Genomic DNA, 19,661 nt, shown 5'->3' on the forward strand with positions numbered 1-19,661 from the left:
TTCAGTTCTTTCTCGAACCATAACCGCTAGAACCCTCGACAAACAGGGTTTACCTGAACTAAGTTCACTTCATGTCATTGAAGATTGTGGAGTACTACGCCACCTTGGATGCCGGGCACCTGGACGACGCGGTGGCGATGCTGTCCGAGGATGTCGAATATTCGATGGTCTTGCCGAGCGGGGCGAGTCGAAAGACCGGACGAGCCGCGATGCTCGAATACCTGTCCGGCAGACCCCCCGTCGACCGCAAGCACCGAGTTCTCCGATCCGCCGTCGACCAGGACCTGCAGTTCGCACACGGTGCAGTGTCCGAAGGCGACCGGACCACGGGCTACTTCGTCGGAACCATGCACGTGCGCTCGGACGGCCTGATCGACCGCTACCAGGTCTCGTTCGACACCGAATTCGACCTACTGGTCACCGATGCAGGAGAAGGCCGATGAACTCCGACACGCACCCGACCCCCACTCTGCTCCGCTGGTTCGAATACATGGATTCCGACGACCCGGATCGGGTCCTGACCATGATCTCGGCGGACTTCCGTATGTCCGTGCAGTTTTCCAAGGGACACGGCGAGGCAGCCGAGTTCGTGGGCGACCGCGACGGGCTCGTCGCCTACCTCCAGCAGCGCGAGAAGAGCACCCTGATTCATCATCTCGATCGCGGTGCCTCGGTCGACGGCACCGAGATGGTGCTGGGACGGACCACCCGCGACGGAGCCTTCGAGGCGTCGTTCAACGCCTCGGCCCAACTCGACGACAACGGGCACGTCCGACGGTTGCTCATCGCCCGCACGCCGGAATTGGCGTTCGACTAGGAGCCGATCGGCTCGCGAAACAGAGAAGAAAAGAGCGAGATGCCTGAACAAGCACTGATTTTCGAGGCCATCCGTACCCCGAGAGGCAAGGGGCGCAAAGGATCGCTGCACGGCACCAAGCCGGTGGACCTCGTCGCGGGGTTGATCACCGAACTGCGGGCTCGATTCCCCGATATGGATCCGGCCGACATCGACGACGTCATCCTCGGCGTCGTCTCACCGGTCGGAGAACAGGGCGCGGTCATCTCGCGCGCAGCCGCATTGGTGGCGGGCCTCCCGGAATCGGTCCCCGGCACCCAGATCAATCGTTTCTGCGCGTCCGGGCTCGAAGCGACCAACCTGGCCGCCCAGAAGATCGCGTCCGGCTGGGACGATCTGGTGATCGCCGGCGGCGTCGAGTCGATGTCTCGGGTACCGATGGGCAGCGACGGCGGTGCCTTGTTCACCGACCCGGCCACCGCATACGACCTCTACATCGTTCCGCAGGGAATCGGTGCCGACCTGATCGCGACGGTCGAGGGCTTCTCCCGTCACGACGTCGACACCTACGCGGCGGAGTCCCAACGACGCGCCGAGGCAGCCTGGAGCGCAGGCTATTTCAAGAAATCCGTCGTTCCGGTCGAGGACTTCAACGGCGTCACCCTGCTCGACCACGACGAGCACCGGCGCCCGGGAACCACCACGGACAGCCTGGGCACATTGAAGCCGGCCTTCGCCGCGCTGGGCAAAGCCGCGGGTTTCGACGACGTAGCGCTGCAGAAGTACGTCGACGTCGAACGCATCGATCATGTTCACACCGGCGGTAATTCGTCGGGGATCGTCGACGGTGCCGCCCTGGTTCTCATCGGTAGCGCCGCGGCCGGAGCACGCGCAGGCCTGGTTCCCCGTGGCCGCATCGTGGCCACGGCTCAGGTCGGCAGCGAACCGACGATCATGCTCACCGGTCCGACCCCGGCCACCGTCGCGGTGTTGAAGCGAGCGGGCCTGACCGTGGACGACATCGACGTGTTCGAGCTGAACGAGGCCTTCGCCTCCGTCGTGCTCAAGTGGATGAAGGACCTCGACATCCCGCACGAGAAGACCAACGTCAACGGCGGAGCAATCGCGATGGGCCACCCGCTCGGGGCCACCGGCGCGATTCTGGTGGGCACCGTGCTGGACGAACTGGAACGAACCGGTGGCCGCTACGGCCTGATCACCCTGTGCATCGGCGGCGGAATGGGCGTCGCCACCGTCATCGAACGCCTCTGAACCGCCCATCGTCGACACAGAGAAATACGAGAAAACATGAGCGAGAACATGATCGGATGGGAACGCGGTGCCGACGGCATCGTCGTACTCACGATGGACGACGCAGGCAAGAGCGCGAACACGATGAACGATACGTACATCGCGTCGATGGCCGCCACGGTCGAGCGGCTCGAAGCCGAGAAGGACGACATCACCGGTGTCGTGATCACCTCGGCCAAGAAGTCGTTCTTCGCGGGCGGCGACCTCGACGACATGACGAAGGACCCGGGCGCTGTCGACGAGCGGGACGTTGCGCGCGCCTTGACCGAGCGGATCGACGGCATCAAGAGTGTTCTCCGACGGCTCGAAACCCTCGGCCGCCCAGTGGTGGCCGCGATCAACGGCGCGGCCCTCGGCGGCGGGTTCGAGATTGCGTTGCACACCCACCACCGCATCGCAGCGGATGTGCCGGGCACCCGAATCGGCCTCCCCGAGGCCACACTCGGACTGTTGCCCGGTGGCGGCGGGATCGTCAGAACGGTCCGATTGATGGGACTCGACGCCGCCCTGTCGAAGGTGTTGACGAAGGGCCAGCAGCACTCGGTGGCCGATGCGAAAAAGCTCAGGCTGATCGATGCCACCGTTGCCGGTGTGGACGAGCTGATTCCGGCCGCGAAGGCGTGGATCGCCGAGAACCCGTCGGCTGTGCAGCCGTGGGACGTCAAGGGTTTCGAGATACCCGGTGGCGGACCGACCGATCCTGCCGTCGCTCAGAATCTTCTGGCCGCAACGGCGCTGCTACGCAAGCAGCTCAAGGGCGCACCCGCCCCGGCACCGCGGGCGATCCTCGCCGCTGCGGCGGAGTGCGCGTCGGTCGACGTCGACACTGCGGATCGCATCGAAACCCGCTACTTCGTCTCTCTGATGACCGATCGAGTGGCGCAGAACATGATTCGTGCGTTCTTCTTCGACATGCAGACCATCCGACGCGGCACTTCCCGCCCGGCCGGCCACGATACGTTCACCGCCCGTTCGGTGGCAGTCATCGGAGCCGGAATGATGGGTGGCGCGATCGCCTACGTGTGCGCCAAAGCCGGTATCGAGGTCGTATTGAAAGACCTCGACCAGGACGCTGCTGACCGCGGAAAACTCTACGCCGAGAAGCTCGAAGCAAAAGCTCTCGAGCGGGGCTCCACGACCGCCGAGAGGTCGGCGGCACTGCTCGACCGGATCCGGCCGACCGCGGACGCGACCGAGTGCGCCGCAGTCGATCTCGTGATCGAAGCCGCATTCGAGTCCGTGGAGGTCAAGACTGCGGTGTTCGGGGAGCTCGACGGTATCGTTCCCGCCGAAACCGTCCTCGGCTCCAACACCTCTCAGCTTCCCATTTCGATCTTGGCCGACGGCGTGAGCCGACCCGATAATTTCATCGGAATCCACTTCTTCTCCCCCGCCGACAAGATGCCCCTGGTCGAAATCGTCCGTGGCCGCGAGACTTCCGATGCGACCGTGGCCAAGGTCGTCGACTTCGTATTCCAGATCGGTAAGACGCCCATCGTCGTCAACGACAGTCGGGGCTTCTTCACCTCGCGAGTGATCGGCGCGTTCCTCGACGAAGCGATGGCCGCGGTCGGCGAGGGCGTCAACCCGGTCTTCGTCGAACAGGCAGGCGCGCAGGCCGGCTACCCCGTCCCACCGCTGCAATTGATGGACCAGGTGGCCTTGTCCCTGTCGCAGAAGATCCGCAAGGAGAACGAACGCGCGCTGGTGAGCGAAGGCAGCCAGCCTCGCCGACACGGCTCCGACGCGGTGATGGACAGGATGGTCGATGAACTCGACCGCCCCGGTCGCGCCGGCGGCGGCGGTTTCTACAGCTACGACGAATCGGGTGCGAGAACCGGGATCTGGCCGGGCGTGCGCACGTCTTTCGACTCGGGCTCGACTCGAATTCCTTTCGTGGACATGCAGGAACGGATGCTGTTCGCCGAGGCGATCGAGGCGGTCAAGTGCCTCGACGAAGGTGTGTTGACGAGCGTGGCCGACGCGAACATCGGGTCTTTGCTGGGCATCGGCTTCCCGCCGTGGACCGGGGGCGTGATCCAGTACATCGACCAATACGACGGCGGGCTGTCCGGCTTCGTCGACCGAGCACGCGAGTTGGCATCGAAGTACGGGGCTCACTTCGAGCCGCCGCAGTCGTTGGTGAACAAAGCACTACGCGGAGAACGCGTCCATACACTCGTGTCCTGAACGAAAAGAGAATGCTGTGAATGCAGTACGTCGATCGGTGATGTCCGTCGGGATCGCAGCGGTGACCGTCGTCGCTGCGGCGTGCGGGCAATCCTCGCAGGAAGCCGGATCCGCACCGGTGCAGGGCACGTGGGACGACGTCGTGGCTGCGGCCGACGAGGAAGGAACCGTGTACCTGTACTCCAGTCAGCATCCCGAGAACCTCGCGCTACTCGAGACAGCCTTCGAGTCGAAGTATCCCGACATCGATCTCGAGTTCACGCGGGGCAGTGACGTCGAGCTCAACCCGCGAGTGGAGACCGAAGCCCGCACCGGCCGTGGAACTGCCGACGTACACATGTCGACCGATGCCGCATGGATCACGAATGCGTCCGAATCGGGTACCTACTCGACACCGGTGGTCGGGCCGGCCTTCGACGACCCGGCGTACGCTCGGTCGACGAGCATGCTGAACGACACGTTCTTCCTCACGAGCGCAGCGATATTCGCACTCGGGTGGAACACCGATGCAGTTCCTGCCGGGCTGTCGTCCCCGCAGGATCTGTTGGATCCGAAGTTGAAAGGCCGGCTGGGCGTCGTGAATCCTGCGGGGTTCGCCGCCGTCGTCGACGAGTATCGCTTCTTCGACGAGAACTGGACCGGTGGCGGCTTTCTGGACAAGCTCGCCGCGCAGGAACCGCGGGTGTACCCGGGCACATTGGCCGTGGCGCAGGCATTGAGCTCGGGCGAGATCGCCGCGTCGCCGATGGTTCCCCCACTGGTCCGGGAGAAGGACGCAGGCGCACCCGTCGACTGGACACATCCCGATCCGGCGTGGGGTGCGCCGTACTACTCCCACGTGCTCTCGTCGGCTCCGCATCCCAACGCCGCGCAAGTGCTGGCCGACTTCATGGTATCGGCCGAGGGTCAACGCGCCCTGTCGAAGGGGTACGGCAGCGCACTGCCCGATGTCGAGAACTCGGTCGGGTCGGCCCAAGACATTTCGCTGCCCGATTCGGATTCGCTGACGCCCGAGAAGGTCTCGCAGTTCCAGCAGGAGTGGGAAAGCAAGTTCAACTGAACGTCGGTGGATGTGGTGGCCCGGTACTATCGCGGTGCCACATCCACCAGCACTCGCACCTGCGGTTCGGCCGTCAGATGGGAGGCGATCGCGGTCCTGATGCGGTGCTCGGGCACCGTCAGTCTCTCCGTCTCCTGGGCGGCATACTCCGACCAGTTCTCGAAGGTGCACAGCTCGACGAATGTTGCTCTCGTGCTCGACATCTGGGCACAGGACCACCGTACGGCTCCGAGTCGGAGTCTGGACGATCGCAGGCGTCCGACATCGTCGACGAACTGCGTCAGCTTTCCCGGATCGACGACATACGTCGTTTCGACGGTTATCCGGCGGCCGTCGAATTCGGTCGAGAGTACCGGCGGACCTGCCCCTCCCGACAGATCCGGTGCTATCGATTCGCTCGGCAGAATTCCCCGTCGGAGAATCTCTACTGCGGAGACGGCCATGATCGTCGCCGAGACGATCACTGCGGCAACGAGACCGACCGCGTCTGCCAGAAACCCCCAGAGGAGGGCACCTACCGCCTGACTGCCCTGAAAGGTCAGCATCACGAATGCGATGACACGCGACTTGATCCACTTCGGCATCACAGCGTGGGTAGCGATCATCCAGGTGCTCTGGATCGCAACCCACGCCGCACCCACGATGACCAGCAGTACGAAGACCACACTCACCGACGGCACGAGCACGATGCCCGCGAGGACCGCCGCATACGCAATCGAACCGATCGCTACGAACGTGTTCCAGCTCAACCGTGCACGGAGAGGCATCAGTGCGACGGTCCCGGCCACCGCACCGATCCCGATGGCACCCGAGAGAACACCGAACTGAACCGACGATGCATGTAGTCGTTCGTATGCCACCACCGGTAGCAACGCCCACAGGGCACTGGCCGGAATTCCGAACGTGATGACGCGCAACAACAGTCGCCGAGTCCACCGCGAATGGCGAATGAACCGCACACTCACCCCGACAGCGTGGTGCACGGATTCGGTCTTGGGCTTCTTACCGGACTCCGGCGGCACCTGAGTGAGCGCCACGATGACACAGACTGCGAACAGCGCGGCGACGGTCGCAAATGCACCGCTCGAACCCCACCATGCGAGTATCGCGCCCCCGATCACCGGTCCGACTGCGCGCGCCCCGTTGAAAATGGCACCGTCGATTGCAGGAACGACCGCCATCATGTCGGCTGGGACCAGATGAGGGAGCAGGGCCTGCCACACGATTGCCACCGACGCGAGCCCGCACCCGGCGAGAAACACCGCGGTCATCAACGCCGGCGTGGAGGACAGGCCGAGGAGTTGCAACGCCGTCATGACGATCGACGCCACCAGCAGGACGATAGCGGTGCCCGCGAGCAACAACCGATGACCGGCGAACTCCGCGATGGCCCCGATCGGTAGAGCGAGAAGAAAGAACGGCACACTGGCGGCGAACTGGACCGAGGATACCACCAGCGCGGACTCCCCCGACTCGGTGAGCGTCCACTGTGCAGCGAGAACCAGGATCCACACGCCCACACTGGCGCTCAGCTCGAAGCCCAACATCCGGCGCAACTTCGGAATACGCATCGGCGCAAAGAAACTGATGTGATTCGACGATTTCACCTGTGTCACCTTTCGGACGCGGCCTACACTTGAACCTAATTCAGTTGTGGAAAGATTGTTGCGTTTTCCGCATCACCCGATTCGAAGGGACGTCATCGAAGACCATGATCAGTCGAGTACTCTGCCTCGCCGCCCGTCCCAGCGGAAAACTCACGACCGAGCATCTGGAGCTGGCGGACATCCCGCTCGCTCCACTGCTCGATGGCGAAGTGCTGGTGCGAAATACGTGGCTGTCGATCGATCCGTCGATTCGACTGCGCCTCGGCGACTCGGCACCGTCGGGATATCTGCCACCGCTGGGGATCGGAGATGCGTTGGTGGGGTTGGCACTCGGCGTCGTCGTCGAATCACGGGACGAGAACTTTCGGCCGGGAGATCTGGTGTCGCACATGTACGGCTATTGCGACTTCGCAGTGGTCTCTGCCACCGCCGGCGGATTGGGCGGCGCGGGCACCCTCACCAGAATCGATACCCAGGACTGGCCCCCACAGTGGTTCCTGGGTCCGCTGGGCAGTTCTGGGCTCACGGCCTATGTCGGCCTCTTCGAGATCATGGACATTCGACCGTCCGATACCGTCTGGATCTCGGCCGCGGCAGGAGCAGTCGGCAGTATCGCCACCCAACTCGCCGCCCATCACGGATGTACGGTGATCGCTTCCGCAGGCAGCCGACGCAAGGCCGATCATCTGGTCGATGCCCTGGGAGCCTCCCGCTCGTTCGATTACCACGACGGCGACATGGACAGCCTTCTCGCGCGCGCTGCCCCGGACGGAATCGACGCATACTTCGACAACGTCGGCGGTTCTCACTTCACCGCTGCACTCGACGCACTTCGACCCGAGGGACGCGTCGCGATGTGCGGGGCAATCTCCACCTACGAAACATCGAACACGTTGCCGTCGAACCTGTTTCAGATCACGGCCAAGAGCTTGTCGGTACGAGGATTTCGAGCCGGCTCATTTGGCCATCTCTACGACACGATGCGATCCACCGTCGGAAGCCGACTGGTCGACGGAACCATGATCTACGAGGAATCCGTCTACGACGGCCTCGAGCAGGCCTCCACCGCACTGGTCGACCTACTCAACGGACGAACGAGCGGAAAGACACTCTGCCGGTTGTGAACTTCTGACGCACAGCTTCAGAGCCGTCCGGCGTTCGACCGCACGACGCGCGGCGGCGTCCATTGCTCGCTCAGGGCATCCTCGGTCGGTTGATAGATCCTCAGGACCAAGAAGAACGGATGCTGGGGTGCCGGAAGCCAGGCGTGGTCGGGACTGTCGGTTGTGGGCGGCGATGCACTCACCGTGATCGTCGACGGTCCTGCGGCTGCGTCGTCGCCATTGACCGCCGATCCCGCCGAGTGCTTCTTCTCGGGCGCGTCGTACAACCAGCCGGTTTCTGCGTCGTACAACGTGATGCTCCAAAAGGCCTGCGCTGGCGGGGAATTGATGAACTCGATGTGGTATTCGTCGCCGGCTTCGCACGTCAGTCGCTGTCCGTCGTCGTCGACATAGGTGTTGTACGAGCAGTTCTCCTCGACAACGTTCGCGCCGAGACCGACGTAGTTCATGACCGCACGTGCAAAGAAGTTGTGCCCGTGGGCACCTTTGCCGAGCACCCGGGTCCAGCCGGATTCGGTGCGACGCCCCAGCAGCGATCGAGACCGGGACAACATCGTCATCGCGGTTTCGAAGCCCTGTTCCATGCCTTTCCGTGTGGCCTCATCGAGGTCGTGCACAGAGAAGGTGCCAGTACCAACACCGAGCTGTCGGAATTGGTGCACGTGGGCTACGTCGGTGAACGGGACTCCGTTCACTGCCAACGACACATCGAGGGCAGTGAAGAACGCCGCCGACGAGACTTCGACCGAACGAGCATCGACCACCGGCCACGCGTGTGCCGACGCGGTCGGTGCGTCGATCGTGACCGCATCCTGCAGACTGTGCACGGTCGGCAGGTCCGAATCTCCGAACGCCTGTATCCGCATCAACAGCCACATGATCGGTGTGGCGACTCTGAACACCTCGATACCTTCGGGAACCGAACCGGTCCAGTCCGAACACGCCAGGAACAACGCGCGCGGCTGTTCGGGGTGCGTACGCCGACTGACATTGCTGGCGTTGCTGTAGGCGTCCAGGAAATTCAGCGTGTAGTACCGACTACCGAAATCGGGAAGAACGATGACAATCGGCCCATCCGAAAGGTCCAGCCAAGCATTGGAATACAGCGTGTCGACATTGGGGACCCGGAAGGCCTGGAACTCCGCGCCGGCAATCGTCCGTTCGTGGACCAGCGAATTGGTCGCCCACCGTTCGCCGTCTGCAGCCGGGGCGCACGCGTCACACATGCCAGCGTATTGGTACACCGATGGCAGACCGTAGACCACCGCGTGCATTGCCAGTGATTGTGCCCAGCGCTGCCGGTCCAGTGCGTCCGACGGGTGTACATCCGCCGCATCGGTTGCAGCGATCTGATCGGCCGAACTCGGGTCGTACGTTCGCATCGGTGAAAAGTCCCTTCTCGCAGACGCTGTCGCTGATCCGAACACCAGTCGCGTTCTTTGTTTGCGGCCTCTCGGCGCGTCGAAGCCGTGGACAGCCACTGGAAAGTGATTGACATCACGCAGCATAGCTGCTGAACTGAGGTCAGTTCAAACAGGAGGACAATACATGCGACATTCGGTCCGGACGAAACACATGATCATCGCGATACTCGTCGCCACATCGACCGTCGCGCTCAGCGCGTGCGGATCGTCGGGCGGAGACACTGCATCGGTGGAAGGAAACTGGGAAGACGTAGTGTCGGCGGCCGAAGAGGAAGGCTCGGTGACGCTCTATTCGAGCCAGAACACCACCATCCTCGACAGCGTCAAAGCCGCGTGGAATGCGAAGTATCCCAACATCACTCTCGAATACGTGCGGGGTACCGACGCGGATCTCAACCCACGCGTCGAGGTCGAGAACAAGACCAAGAAGGGGATTGCCGACGTCCATGTCGTGACCGATACCGCGTGGATCGCCTCCGCTGCGGAGTCGGGCAATTACTCCCAGGAATTACGCGGCCCTGGTTTCGACAACCCCGATTACGACCGGGACTCCAGCATCAAGAACAACCGCCTGTTCCTGAACGTCGCGGCTACCTTCGGAATGGGCTGGAACACCGATGCGGCCCCGAACGGCCTGACCGATCCTCGTGATGTTCTCGACCCCGAATACAAAGGGCGCGTGGGCGTTGTCAGCCCTGTGGGCATTGCATCCTACGTCGATCTCTACAGCTTCTACCGACAGAATTTCGGCGACGATTTTCAGGAACGGCTCGCCGCACAAGAGCCGAGAATTTACCCCAGCGCCCTCGTGCTCGCGCAGGCACTGACCTCCGGCGAAGTTGTCGTGGCCCCGATGGTGCAGCCACTGGTTCAAGAGGTGGCGAGCGGCGCACCGGTTAACTGGGCTCTTCCTGAACCTTCATGGGGAACCCCTTACTACGGGCACGTCACTGCAGTCGCGCCACATCCGAATGCGGCTCAGCTTCTGGCCGACTTCCTGGTCAGCACAGAGGGACAGACCGCGCAGGCCATCGGAGTAGCAACAGCACTGCCCGGCATTGCCGGGGCGACCGCCGACGCACACGACGTCCAGGCTCCCGACCCCGAACAATTGACCAAGCAGTACGTCGACCAACAGTCTGCGGAGTGGGAACAGCAGTTCGTGAGCTAGCGCCCTGCAGCCCAGTAGAACCGAGCGCAGGCCGTGACGGGATCACACCGTCACGGCCTGCACTCTTTCCCATCACGGCGATGAGGCAGACCAGACGACAAAACTCAGGGCGAGCAGCCCGAGGCTCGGAATCAACACTGCAATGACGTGAGCACGTAAGGGGAACACCACCCTGCTGTCCTCCGCGGTACGTCCGGCCCTCACTCGCGCGATCCAACCCGAGGCCAGCAAAGCCGCGGCACCGAAACCGACGAGGACTGCCAGCGCTATCAACGCAGGTTGGCGCGTGTGCGAGCTCAGGCGTATGCCGATCACTGCACACACGGCCACGGCCGATTCCGTACGGACCCAGGCCAACTGGGTTCTCTCTACTTGGAGGCCTCCGTCTCCCAGTTCCCCACCCGGCCGTGAAGTTGGGGGCTCGCCCCGACGTCGACGGGTCATCGCAGGACTGACCACAGCACCAGAACCCCGACCGCCGCGAGGACGAAAGCCAACGGCAGGGCAATACGAGGAGAAGGAAGAGCCTCGGACTTACGCATACTCTTCTCGGTGCGCGCCCAGCCCCACCATGCGTGCAACGGAACTCCGATCGACGACACGATCAGCATCGCCGAGGCCACCACACTCGGCACGGACCCGCCACCGATATCGAATACTTGCAGAGCTACCCCCGCTGCCATCAATGCCAGCGACGTTCGAATCCACGCCAGGTAGGTTCTCTCGTTCGCGAGACTGAAGCGCGGATCGGGCTCGGCTCCAACGGAATACACCGAGCGAGGAAACCTTCCAGGCCTGTCGTTTGTCACATCGACCTCTCGAACTCCGCTGCAATCGCAGCATCGCCGTGTCCGAACCTCTGCGTATCACGCCCTCCGATACACCCACCAGGCTACAGTCAAGGTGAATTCAGTTCACATAAGGGGTCCTATGCCGAACCGCACCCAGCCGGAACAAACCGACCTGCGCGACGATGCGAGCGCGCTCCAGGTCTGGGGATTCCCGGTGATCTTTGCCCAACGCCTCCGGCTGCGGTTCACCGATCCAGCGAATCCGCACGCGCAGCGACCTCCCGCGTCGGCCGGCGCTCCTCTGAATACCCTGGGACACCAACGAGAATTGTCGAATCCCGCGCTGACCGCGGGTGTCGCCCCGAATGTCGACACCCTGTACTCGTTGGCCTTCGTCGACCTCGATTCCGGCACCTTCGAGCTCCGGCTGCCGGACTTCGCCGATCGCTACTACAGCGTGCAGATCGGTGAGGCGGACTCGTCCACGAACACGGTCATCGGTCGGAGGACTCATGGGTCCCGTATCCCTCCGGTCACGTTGTACCGACAGGCATCGAAGCCTGCGAACACGGAGAATGCGGACGGATGGATTGCGTGTCGGTCGAGATTCGTGATGATCGCGATTCGGATTCTGGTCGATCCATCCCGACCCGGAGACGTACTCGCGGTCAACGGATTACAACAGCACATCGTTCTGACCGGTCCGCCTGCACCACCGACTGCGCATGCGGAGCTCGCCCTCTGCACTGTCGAACGTTCTGACGAACTGCAGCGGCCTCGCGAATTTCTCGGTGCCCTCGATCACGCGATCGGAAGCCTCGGCGATTCGGACGTACCGCGCTGGGTCGGGCAGACGCACCGCCGTCTGTTGGACGCACTCGACGCGGCAGCCGACCGTGATGCCGCCGAACGTGAGATCGCAGACGGTCTGCGATCTGGCTCGGAAGACATTGCTGCACAGGTCAAATCGATGGGTCGCTCCGTCAACGGCTGGGCGATCAATGATGCAGGTGCGGACTTCGGTGCGAACCATCTCCTGCGAGCCGCCGTCGCCTATTCCCAGATCTACATCAATCCCGCCGCCGAGGCGTCCTACCCGGTATGCGAACAGGACGAAGAAGGCCGTCCACTCGACGGGGCGAACGACTATGCCTTCACTTTCCGGGCCGGCAAATTTCCTCCTGCCGAGTTCTTCTGGTCGATGACCGTCTACCACGCACGCGGACTGCTGTACGCGAACGAACTCGACCGCTACGCCATCACCGACCGCACACCGAATCTGCACTACGACGCGGACGGCTCACTCACCGTCAGGGTGCAAAATAGTTGCCCGACAAACGGAAACACGGCCAACTGGCTGCCGTGCCCACCCGGTGCCTTCCGGCTGATGCTCAGGCTCTACGGCCCGAAACCGGACAGCCGTTGGTCTCCCCCGCCGGTGGTTCGCCAGCAGTGATCGACGTCCTGCCCATATAGCTCGAAAAGTGCTGCGAGACAACCACCTACGTTCTGACGGGGATTCGTCGAGATTGAGGTCAGCGACGGGTCGCTCTGAATACGTCTACCGGATGCGGAACTCGAAGCCCGCCAACCGCATCCGGAACCGATACCGCCGCGAGGTAGGCCCGCACCGGCTCGTGCAGCTCGGGCGTCAACCGGGCTTGCACCGCGAAGTCCAGCACGTCGTCGCTCGCGGCGGAAAGATCGACCAGCGCATCGAGAGTCACCGTGTCGTCGAGGACGATCTCGGCGTCGACGAATGCTTTCTCGACGTCGGCGCTGAACCACTGCCGATGGCCCTCCAGTGGAGGGGCGAGGACTTCGACGAGTGCGTTGAGCGCGGCCGTCGGCGCAATCGCCACCCACAGTTCGCCGCCGGGTCGCAGCAGGGCGAGCGCGGCACGCAACGTTGCTCGTAAGTCTGCGACGTAGTACATCGAGTGCACGAACATCACGACGTCGAAAGTCTCGTCGACGGATGCGTCGTCGAACGATGCAACGTACGCGTGGGCGTCGAGGTCGGCGGCCTCGAGCGCCGCCATCGTGGCGGCGAAGAGCTCGGTACTGCCGATCCAGGGGTCGATGCCGACGTACCGGACCGTACGGCCGGGTGCCCGCAGCACCAGGCCCGCTGCAAGCCTGGCATCGAGCGAACCGTCCCCGCAGCCCACCGACAGCACCGAGAGCGGTCCGTTCCCCATCCCGGCCAGCCGATCTGCGAAGTGCTGGGCGATCAGACCGCGCTGATCGGAGAGCATCTCGAAGGCGGCATGGTGCTCGGCGTAGGACTCGGGCGGCAGGCCCGCCAGCGCCTCGGCCCCGCGCCGCATCGCCCGCAATCCGTCGATGAGCACGACGGCAGTGTCGGTCGGCGAATTCGGAGCTATGTTGGACATTGGACCGAGTCAACCATGACGCCCCGTCCGGTGCGTCGTAGTTGGCTTCCTAGGAGGAATCTCGTGAGCAGCGGAGACACAGCCGAACGCAGTCTCGAGCACTGGAGCGAGGCGGGCCGCACGGGTATGGAGGCGTTCTACGCGCTGGCCACCGAGGACTATCACCAGCTGGCGTTGGCAGCCGATTGGCCGACGCTGCTCGCCGGCCGGGCTCACGAGGGCTGGTCGCTACTCGACGTGGCTTGCGGCAGCGGTAAATTCCCCACTGCGCTCCGCCGGTACACCGACCTGTCCGCGGTACCCGAAGTCGCCTACGACCTCCTCGACCCATCCGAATTCTCGGTGGCCGAGGCACGCGGAGCTCTGGCCGCGCCTTTCGTCGCCCGGCACGATCTGGTGATGACGCTGCAGGATCTGCCCGCCGATCACGCAGGCTACGACGTCGTGTGGGCCACTCACGCGCTCTACGCCCTTCCTCCCGCGGAGTTGGATGCCGCAGCCGAAAGATTCGTGGCCGCACTGGCTCCCGGTGGCCTCGGTCTGGTCGCGCAGGCAACGGAGGCATCCCACTACATCGCCTTCTACGATGCCGTCCGCGCCGGCGTGCGCGAAGCGACGCCGTACACGACGGCCGAGCAGGTGCGCGACGCGCTCATCCGCGCGGGCGCGGACGTGCGCGATCAGCGCGTCTCGTACACCACCGGAACGTCCGATCGCGCTGTCGCCGAGGGCTTTTTGCAGCGGTGTGCCTTCGACGACTCCGTGTCACTCGACGAGATGGAGGCGGCCCCCGTGCTCGGCGACTACCTCGCTTCGTGTCGCGACGCGTCCGGTTCCTACACCTTCTCGCACGAGGCGGCCCTGCTGTGGCTCTGAACAACCCGGCAACCAATGAGCTTCTGCCCGAACGCAATCGCGAGGGCGGTATCGACCAGGACTGGGCCGGCAACGATCAGGACTGGTGGGACTGGTACGTCACGTTGGCCGCGAACGACGCCGCACCCGCAGAACTGGTCGACGGTCCCGGCTTGCCCGACATCGACGCGGCGACCGACGATCAAGTCGAGCGTGAACTCACCGAGCCGTACGATCTCGACCCGGCGGCCGTCGATGCATTCGCCCGTCACGCCTTCGTGCGGTTGCCCGCCGTGTTCTCGCCTGCCGTCGTACGTCGACTCGCCGAGCGGCTCGACGAACTACTGCGAGCCGAGCACGGCAATGACGTTGCGGGCCGGTTCACCGCGCTCGAGCAGATGTGGCTCCACGACGACCTGATGCGTGCCGTAGCGCTGTCGCCCCGGATCGGCGGGTTGGCCGCGGCACTGCTCGACGTGCCCGGCGTTCGGCTGTACCACGACAATGCGCTGTCCAAGGAGCCCGGCTGCGGACGCACACCGTGGCACCACGACGCCGAGCACTTCCCGTTGCAGACCACCGACGCCGTCACTGCCTGGATGCCGATGTCGGCCATTCCGGGCCCGATGGGTCCACTGTCGTTCGCGCGCGGACGGGACGTTCTCGGCGAAGTCGCAGACCTCAAATTCGACAAGGTCGGCACCTCCTACGACGAGGCCGTCACCCAGCGTTTCCACACGCGCAAGGTGGCGGTGGAGTCCGAGCCGTTCGCCGTGGGAGACGTATCGTTCCACTCCGCGCTGTGCTTCCACACCGCAGGCCCGAACCGGACGACACAGCCGCGTCGCGCACTGGCCACCACCTACTTCGCCGACGGCACCCGCGTCGTCGAGTCGCCGACCCTGATCAGCGGCACCTGGCGCGAATTCCTCCCCGGCATCGAGCCCGGTGGCCTCGCGAACTCCGAGCTGAACCCGGTGGTGGGCCGCCGCTGATTCGCAGCCGATTCTGCATCGGCAGCAGTTTGAGTGGACGTGCGTACACTGAATCCGGTGGGGACGAAACCTGGACCGGGGAAGAAATCTCGGCGCACGCAGGAGTGGGGTGAGCTCGGCGAGCTCACGTTTCGCGAGTTGGCGTCGGCTGCGGGTGGCGTTCGCGCGGTCCACTCGGCGATTGCACGACGCACGTTCGCTGCCGTCAAACACGGCGTCGGTCCCGCCGCCCTGCCGACGCAACTGATGCACGACGCGATCACCGCCGGCACGTACGCGAGCATCGCGGCCGCCTGCACCGGCGCGGCCAAGATCGTCGGTTCCCTGACCGACGGCTCCCTGGCTTACGGCTCCCTGACCGACGGCGACGACGTGACCGAGGACGACTCGCGGCCGTCGCCGTCGCACACCAGCCGTGGCGCGCAGACCATCGCCGTTCTGAACGGTCTCATCGGCGACGACATGGAGAGAACCGCCCGGGTACTGGCCCATCCGATGTCGATTCGAGTCGGCGGACGCCCCGTACTGCCGGAGTACCGAGCCTTGGCCGCCGGGTTTCCCACCGCGGGAGCGCACCTCGTGGTCTTCGTTCATGGGCTGGTCGAAACGGAATACGCATGGCGGCTCGGTGGGCGGCCCACATACGGAGAGCGGCTGGACGCCGAAGCCGGGACGACCTCGATCTTTCTGCGCTACAACACCGGACGCCGAATTGCAGCCAATGGTGCCGACCTGTCAGACTTGCTGGAGCAGCTTGTACCGGCATGGCCCGTCCGGGTACACCGGATCACGTTGGTCGGACATTCCATGGGCGGGCTGGTCTCACGCAGCGCCGCTCATCACGCCGCCGAAAGCGGTCGCCGATGGGTTGATCTGCTGACGGACGTATTCACTCTGGGGACACCACATCTGGGCGCTCCACTTGCTCACGGCGTCCACGTCGCCGCGGCCGCAATGGCACTCGTACCCGAGACCCGGCCGTTCGCGAACCTACTGGCGCGTCGAAGTGCCGGTATCCGTGATCTGATCCACGGAGCGATCACCGACGAGGACGGTCATGCTCGGTACACCGACAGCTTCGATGTCGGTGCAGCCATGGACATCTCGGTTCCGGAACGGGTGCGTCATCATCACGCGTCCGCGGTCGTCACCGGAAGTCCGCGCAACCCGGTCGGAGTCTTCGTGGGCGACGGTCTGGTCCGTACCGACAGCGCCGGAGGTCGAAACAAGCTCCGCAACATCGGACTTCGACCGGACGACGGTCTCGCGATCTACAGTGCTCACCATTTCACCCTCCTCAACGACGAGAGGGTGTACAGCTGGATGCGGCGCAGCCTGGTCGATAACACTGCAGATCTCGGCCCGGGATTCTGATTCACCAGGTCTGCTCGCGTCGGTTCGCCCGGCTCGACCCGAGTACCGAGGTCAGCTCCGGCCGCTTGGCCGTACGACTGTCCCCCGAGGAGCGTTTACGAATCCGACGAGTCAACCACGGCGCGAGGAACATTCCGGCCCAGGTGAGGTCGGCGCGAACTCGGGAGTGCAGGCGCGGTCTGGCAAGCGGTGCCAACGGAAGATTCCATGCGTCGGTGGCACCCGGTAGACCGAGGGCGTAGGCGGCGGCCGCAGCGAGCCGCGCATGTCCCGTCTCGTTCAGATGCAGTCGGTCCCAACTCCACAGCCGTGGATCAGAGGCCACGTCGCGCTTCTCGAGGTCGATCACCACGACATCAAATTCGGCTGCGACTCTGCGAATCTCGGCGTTGAGCTCGGTCATACGCCTGGCGATGACGGTCCTTCCGGGGACCGGGTGAGCGAGGCGGGGGAACGTCATGGTGATCACGGTGCAGTCGGCCGCTCGGAGCGCGGCGAACATTGCGCCCACTTCACCTGCCACGGTCCGCGCATCGAACTGCGGACGCAAGATGTCGTTGACACCGGCAGCGACGGACGCGACCGTCGGCTTCAACGCCAACGCAGCCGGCAACTGCTCGGCCTTGACCTGCGCGGCTTTACGACCACGTACCGCGAGGTTGGCATAGACGACCCCGTCTGCGCTCTCGGCCATGAGCTCGGCGAGCCGATCGGCCCAACCACGAAAGCCCGTTTCGTCGTTGCCGTCGTTCAGCCCTTCCGTCTGGCTGTCGCCCAGGGCTACGTATCGCAATTGTTTCGTCCGATCCACCACGTCCACCGTTCTTTCACTCGACGTCAATATACAACAAATTGTCTAATACGTGGCCTACCCGCCACCTCGCGACGGGTACTGTCCTTGATCATGTCGCTACGTGATGCCGTGCTCGCCGCACTGGTCGACGGGGAGATGTCGGGTTACGACCTGTCCAAGGCGTTCGACGCAACCGTCGCCAACTTCTGGACTGCCACTCCCCAACAGCTCTATCGCGAACTCGACCGAATGGATCGAGACGAGGTGATCTCGGCGCGATTGGTCGAACAGGACGGTCGACCCAACAAACGCCTCTTCAGCCTCACCGACAAGGGACGCGCAGCGCTGCGCCAGGTGAGCCATCGGCAACCGAAGCTTCCGGCCATTCGCGACGAGCACCTGGTAGCGATCCACGCTCTCGAAGCCGGCGACCTGCAGCCGATGACCGATGCGATCCGAGAACGAATGCAGCTCTCACGAGACAAGCTGGCTCGGTACGACCGGATGGCGCACCGCCTGCTCGACGGACGTACCGAGACCGAGTTCCTGGCCACCGCCGATCGCATCGGCCCGTACCTCACCCTGATGCGGGGACGGATGTTCGAGGAGGAATCGCTTCGCTGGGGTGCCCGCGTCCTCGAAGTACTCGACACCCGCGCTGGACGCGGATGATCCCGCCAAACGCCGGTTCATAGTCGCAAAGTTGTGTAGTGTTCGGTCACCAGCCGAGGGTGTCTCAGGCCCTGGCCCCACCCAGGAGATGACGCGTGCAGCAGTTCCGACAGGCCGTCGAGGCCAACGACCACGACGCCATTGCCGCCACCCTGGCCGATGACGTCGTCTTCAGCTCCCCCGTCGCATTCAAGCCGTACCACGGCAAGGAGCTGACCGCGGCGATACTGCGCGCCGTCACCCGCGTCTTCGAGGACCTTCGCTACGTGAAAACCGTCGAAGACATCGGCGGCCGTGATCACGTCCTGTTCTTCGAGACCCGCATCGACGACGTGACCGTCCACGGCTGCGACATCCTCCACCTGAACTCCGACGGCCTGATCGACAATTTCACCGTGATGGTGCGTCCGCTGTCGGCTGCGCAGGCACTCTCCAAAGCCATGGCGACAGAATTCGCCGCCGAAATGGGTTCGATGGTTTCCGCGGAGAAGCAAGACAAGCAGTGATACCGGGCTTGTGGAACGAACAGAGCCGCGCACCTCTTGGTGCGCGGCTCTGATCAGCATTGGGTGACGGTGTTCGCCAGTGCGCCTCTCGGCAGGTGGCCGCTCGTAGCGGCTGATGGTTGGTACCCGGGGCATTGGGATCGAACACCGTCGATGAAGTCAACGACGACTCGGCTCTTCGTATTCCGACCCGTGGCGATGTGGTGGGCCCGCGGTTGCGCAGCGAAGACTTGAATTCACGCCCTCAATCGGAATCGACACCTCCTACGAAGGGTGTGGATTCCGACGCAGGGCGTAGATGCGGGCCGTCCGCTCGATCAGCTCCCACGTTTCGGATATCCGACTCCGATCGGCGTCGGGTATCCGAAACCGAGGAGCCGATCCGAGACGAAAACGCAAAAACTCCGATCCCAGGGACGGAATCGGAGCCAAGAGAGCCTCCTAACGGGATTGAACCGTTGACCGCTCGCTTACAAGGCGAGTGCTCTACCGCTGAGCTAAGGAGGCAGTGAAGCGAGCCAAGCATACCGTTCAACGGACGCTCAGCGACAACAGGTACCTTGTCGGTGGATCACCCCAGCAACGTAAAGACGGTC

General features: G+C 63.9%; 19 protein-coding genes and 1 tRNA gene. 13 read left to right on the forward strand and 7 right to left on the reverse strand.

Annotated features, from left to right (window positions below):
- Positions 1–71 precede the first annotated feature (71 nt).
- From CH281_RS22410 to CH281_RS22430, 5 genes are read left to right on the forward strand one after another with little or no spacing between them, the layout of a single operon-like run.
- Positions 72–443, forward strand: a complete 372-nt coding sequence (locus CH281_RS22410) for a nuclear transport factor 2 family protein (RefSeq protein ID WP_094695540.1) — start codon at positions 72–74, stop codon at positions 441–443.
- A complete protein-coding gene (locus CH281_RS22415) occupies positions 440–817 on the forward strand; it encodes a hypothetical protein (protein WP_032379296.1) in 378 nt (125 codons plus the stop codon). Before CH281_RS22410 ends, CH281_RS22415 begins: the two co-directional genes overlap by 4 nt.
- A gap of 39 nt (positions 818–856) precedes the next feature.
- Positions 857–2,068 (forward strand): acetyl-CoA C-acetyltransferase, encoded by a 1,212-nt coding sequence (locus CH281_RS22420; protein ID WP_094662068.1) that lies wholly within the window; start codon positions 857–859, stop codon positions 2,066–2,068.
- 36 nt (positions 2,069–2,104) lie between these two features.
- Positions 2,105–4,297: a 3-hydroxyacyl-CoA dehydrogenase NAD-binding domain-containing protein gene (locus CH281_RS22425; RefSeq protein WP_094695541.1), complete on the forward strand. Its 2,193-nt coding sequence runs from the start codon at positions 2,105–2,107 to the stop codon at positions 4,295–4,297.
- Positions 4,298–4,337: 40 nt separating this feature from the next.
- Entirely contained in the window at positions 4,338–5,357 is a 1,020-nt protein-coding gene (locus CH281_RS22430) for an ABC transporter substrate-binding protein (RefSeq protein WP_094695542.1), read from the forward strand.
- Positions 5,358–5,383: 26 nt separating this feature from the next.
- Here the strand turns inward: CH281_RS22430 and CH281_RS22435 are convergent, their stop codons facing one another.
- On the reverse strand, positions 5,384–6,964 hold the full coding sequence (locus CH281_RS22435; protein ID WP_143544846.1) for an MFS transporter: 1,581 nt from the start codon (positions 6,962–6,964) through the stop codon (positions 5,384–5,386).
- 104 nt (positions 6,965–7,068) lie between these two features.
- Here CH281_RS22435 and CH281_RS22440 point away from each other — a divergent pair, with 104 nt between their 5' ends.
- Positions 7,069–8,088: an NADP-dependent oxidoreductase gene (locus CH281_RS22440; protein WP_094695544.1), complete on the forward strand. Its 1,020-nt coding sequence runs from the start codon at positions 7,069–7,071 to the stop codon at positions 8,086–8,088.
- Positions 8,089–8,105: 17 nt separating this feature from the next.
- Here CH281_RS22440 and CH281_RS22445 read toward each other — a convergent pair whose 3' ends face one another.
- Complete coding sequence (locus CH281_RS22445) at positions 8,106–9,470, reverse strand: DUF1254 domain-containing protein (RefSeq protein WP_179274255.1); 1,365 nt, start codon at positions 9,468–9,470, stop codon at positions 8,106–8,108.
- 166 nt (positions 9,471–9,636) lie between these two features.
- On the opposite strand from CH281_RS22445, the gene CH281_RS22450 reads away from it, so the two are divergent.
- Positions 9,637–10,683, forward strand: a complete 1,047-nt coding sequence (locus CH281_RS22450) for an ABC transporter substrate-binding protein (protein ID WP_057473598.1) — start codon at positions 9,637–9,639, stop codon at positions 10,681–10,683.
- A 72-nt stretch (positions 10,684–10,755) separates the two neighbouring features.
- On the opposite strand, the gene CH281_RS22455 is transcribed toward CH281_RS22450, so the two are convergent.
- Both CH281_RS22455 and CH281_RS22460 read right to left on the reverse strand, forming a co-directional pair.
- Entirely contained in the window at positions 10,756–11,127 is a 372-nt protein-coding gene (locus CH281_RS22455; RefSeq protein ID WP_094695546.1) for a DUF202 domain-containing protein, read from the reverse strand.
- On the reverse strand, positions 11,124–11,456 hold the full coding sequence (locus CH281_RS22460; protein ID WP_230591148.1) for a YidH family protein: 333 nt from the start codon (positions 11,454–11,456) through the stop codon (positions 11,124–11,126). Before CH281_RS22460 ends, CH281_RS22455 begins: the two co-directional genes overlap by 4 nt.
- 157 nt (positions 11,457–11,613) lie before the next feature.
- Here CH281_RS22460 and CH281_RS22465 point away from each other — a divergent pair, with 157 nt between their 5' ends.
- On the forward strand, positions 11,614–12,930 hold the full coding sequence (locus CH281_RS22465; protein ID WP_094695547.1) for a DUF1214 domain-containing protein: 1,317 nt from the start codon (positions 11,614–11,616) through the stop codon (positions 12,928–12,930).
- A 79-nt stretch (positions 12,931–13,009) separates the two neighbouring features.
- Here CH281_RS22465 and CH281_RS22470 read toward each other — a convergent pair whose 3' ends face one another.
- Positions 13,010–13,870: a methyltransferase domain-containing protein gene (locus CH281_RS22470; protein ID WP_094695548.1), complete on the reverse strand. Its 861-nt coding sequence runs from the start codon at positions 13,868–13,870 to the stop codon at positions 13,010–13,012.
- 63 nt (positions 13,871–13,933) lie between these two features.
- Here CH281_RS22470 and CH281_RS22475 point away from each other — a divergent pair, with 63 nt between their 5' ends.
- From CH281_RS22475 to CH281_RS22485, 3 genes are read left to right on the forward strand one after another with little or no spacing between them, the layout of a single operon-like run.
- Entirely contained in the window at positions 13,934–14,746 is an 813-nt protein-coding gene (locus tag CH281_RS22475; protein ID WP_179274257.1) for a class I SAM-dependent methyltransferase, read from the forward strand.
- The gene (locus CH281_RS22480; RefSeq protein ID WP_057473593.1) at positions 14,737–15,720 is read left to right on the forward strand and encodes a phytanoyl-CoA dioxygenase family protein; all 984 of its coding nucleotides are present in this window, start codon (positions 14,737–14,739) and stop codon (positions 15,718–15,720) included. The genes CH281_RS22475 and CH281_RS22480 overlap by 10 nt, the downstream gene beginning before the upstream one ends.
- 57 nt (positions 15,721–15,777) lie before the next feature.
- Entirely contained in the window at positions 15,778–17,094 is a 1,317-nt protein-coding gene (locus tag CH281_RS22485; RefSeq protein ID WP_094695772.1) for an esterase/lipase family protein, read from the forward strand.
- A gap of 1 nt (position 17,095) precedes the next feature.
- Here CH281_RS22485 and CH281_RS22490 read toward each other — a convergent pair whose 3' ends face one another.
- On the reverse strand, positions 17,096–17,905 hold the full coding sequence (locus tag CH281_RS22490; RefSeq protein ID WP_057473928.1) for an SGNH/GDSL hydrolase family protein: 810 nt from the start codon (positions 17,903–17,905) through the stop codon (positions 17,096–17,098).
- Positions 17,906–17,998: 93 nt separating this feature from the next.
- Here CH281_RS22490 and CH281_RS22495 point away from each other — a divergent pair, with 93 nt between their 5' ends.
- Positions 17,999–18,559, forward strand: coding sequence for a PadR family transcriptional regulator (locus CH281_RS22495; RefSeq protein ID WP_057473592.1), 561 nt, complete (start codon positions 17,999–18,001; stop codon positions 18,557–18,559).
- A gap of 95 nt (positions 18,560–18,654) precedes the next feature.
- Positions 18,655–19,065: a nuclear transport factor 2 family protein gene (locus tag CH281_RS22500; RefSeq protein ID WP_094695550.1), complete on the forward strand. Its 411-nt coding sequence runs from the start codon at positions 18,655–18,657 to the stop codon at positions 19,063–19,065.
- A gap of 435 nt (positions 19,066–19,500) precedes the next feature.
- Here CH281_RS22500 and CH281_RS22505 read toward each other — a convergent pair.
- Positions 19,501–19,572 (reverse strand) — tRNA-Thr (locus tag CH281_RS22505).
- Between the last annotated feature and the right edge of the window lie 89 nt (positions 19,573–19,661).

Source organism: Rhodococcus sp. 06-221-2 (assembly GCF_002258365.1).
Lineage (GTDB): Bacteria > Actinomycetota > Actinomycetes > Mycobacteriales > Mycobacteriaceae > Rhodococcoides > Rhodococcoides fascians.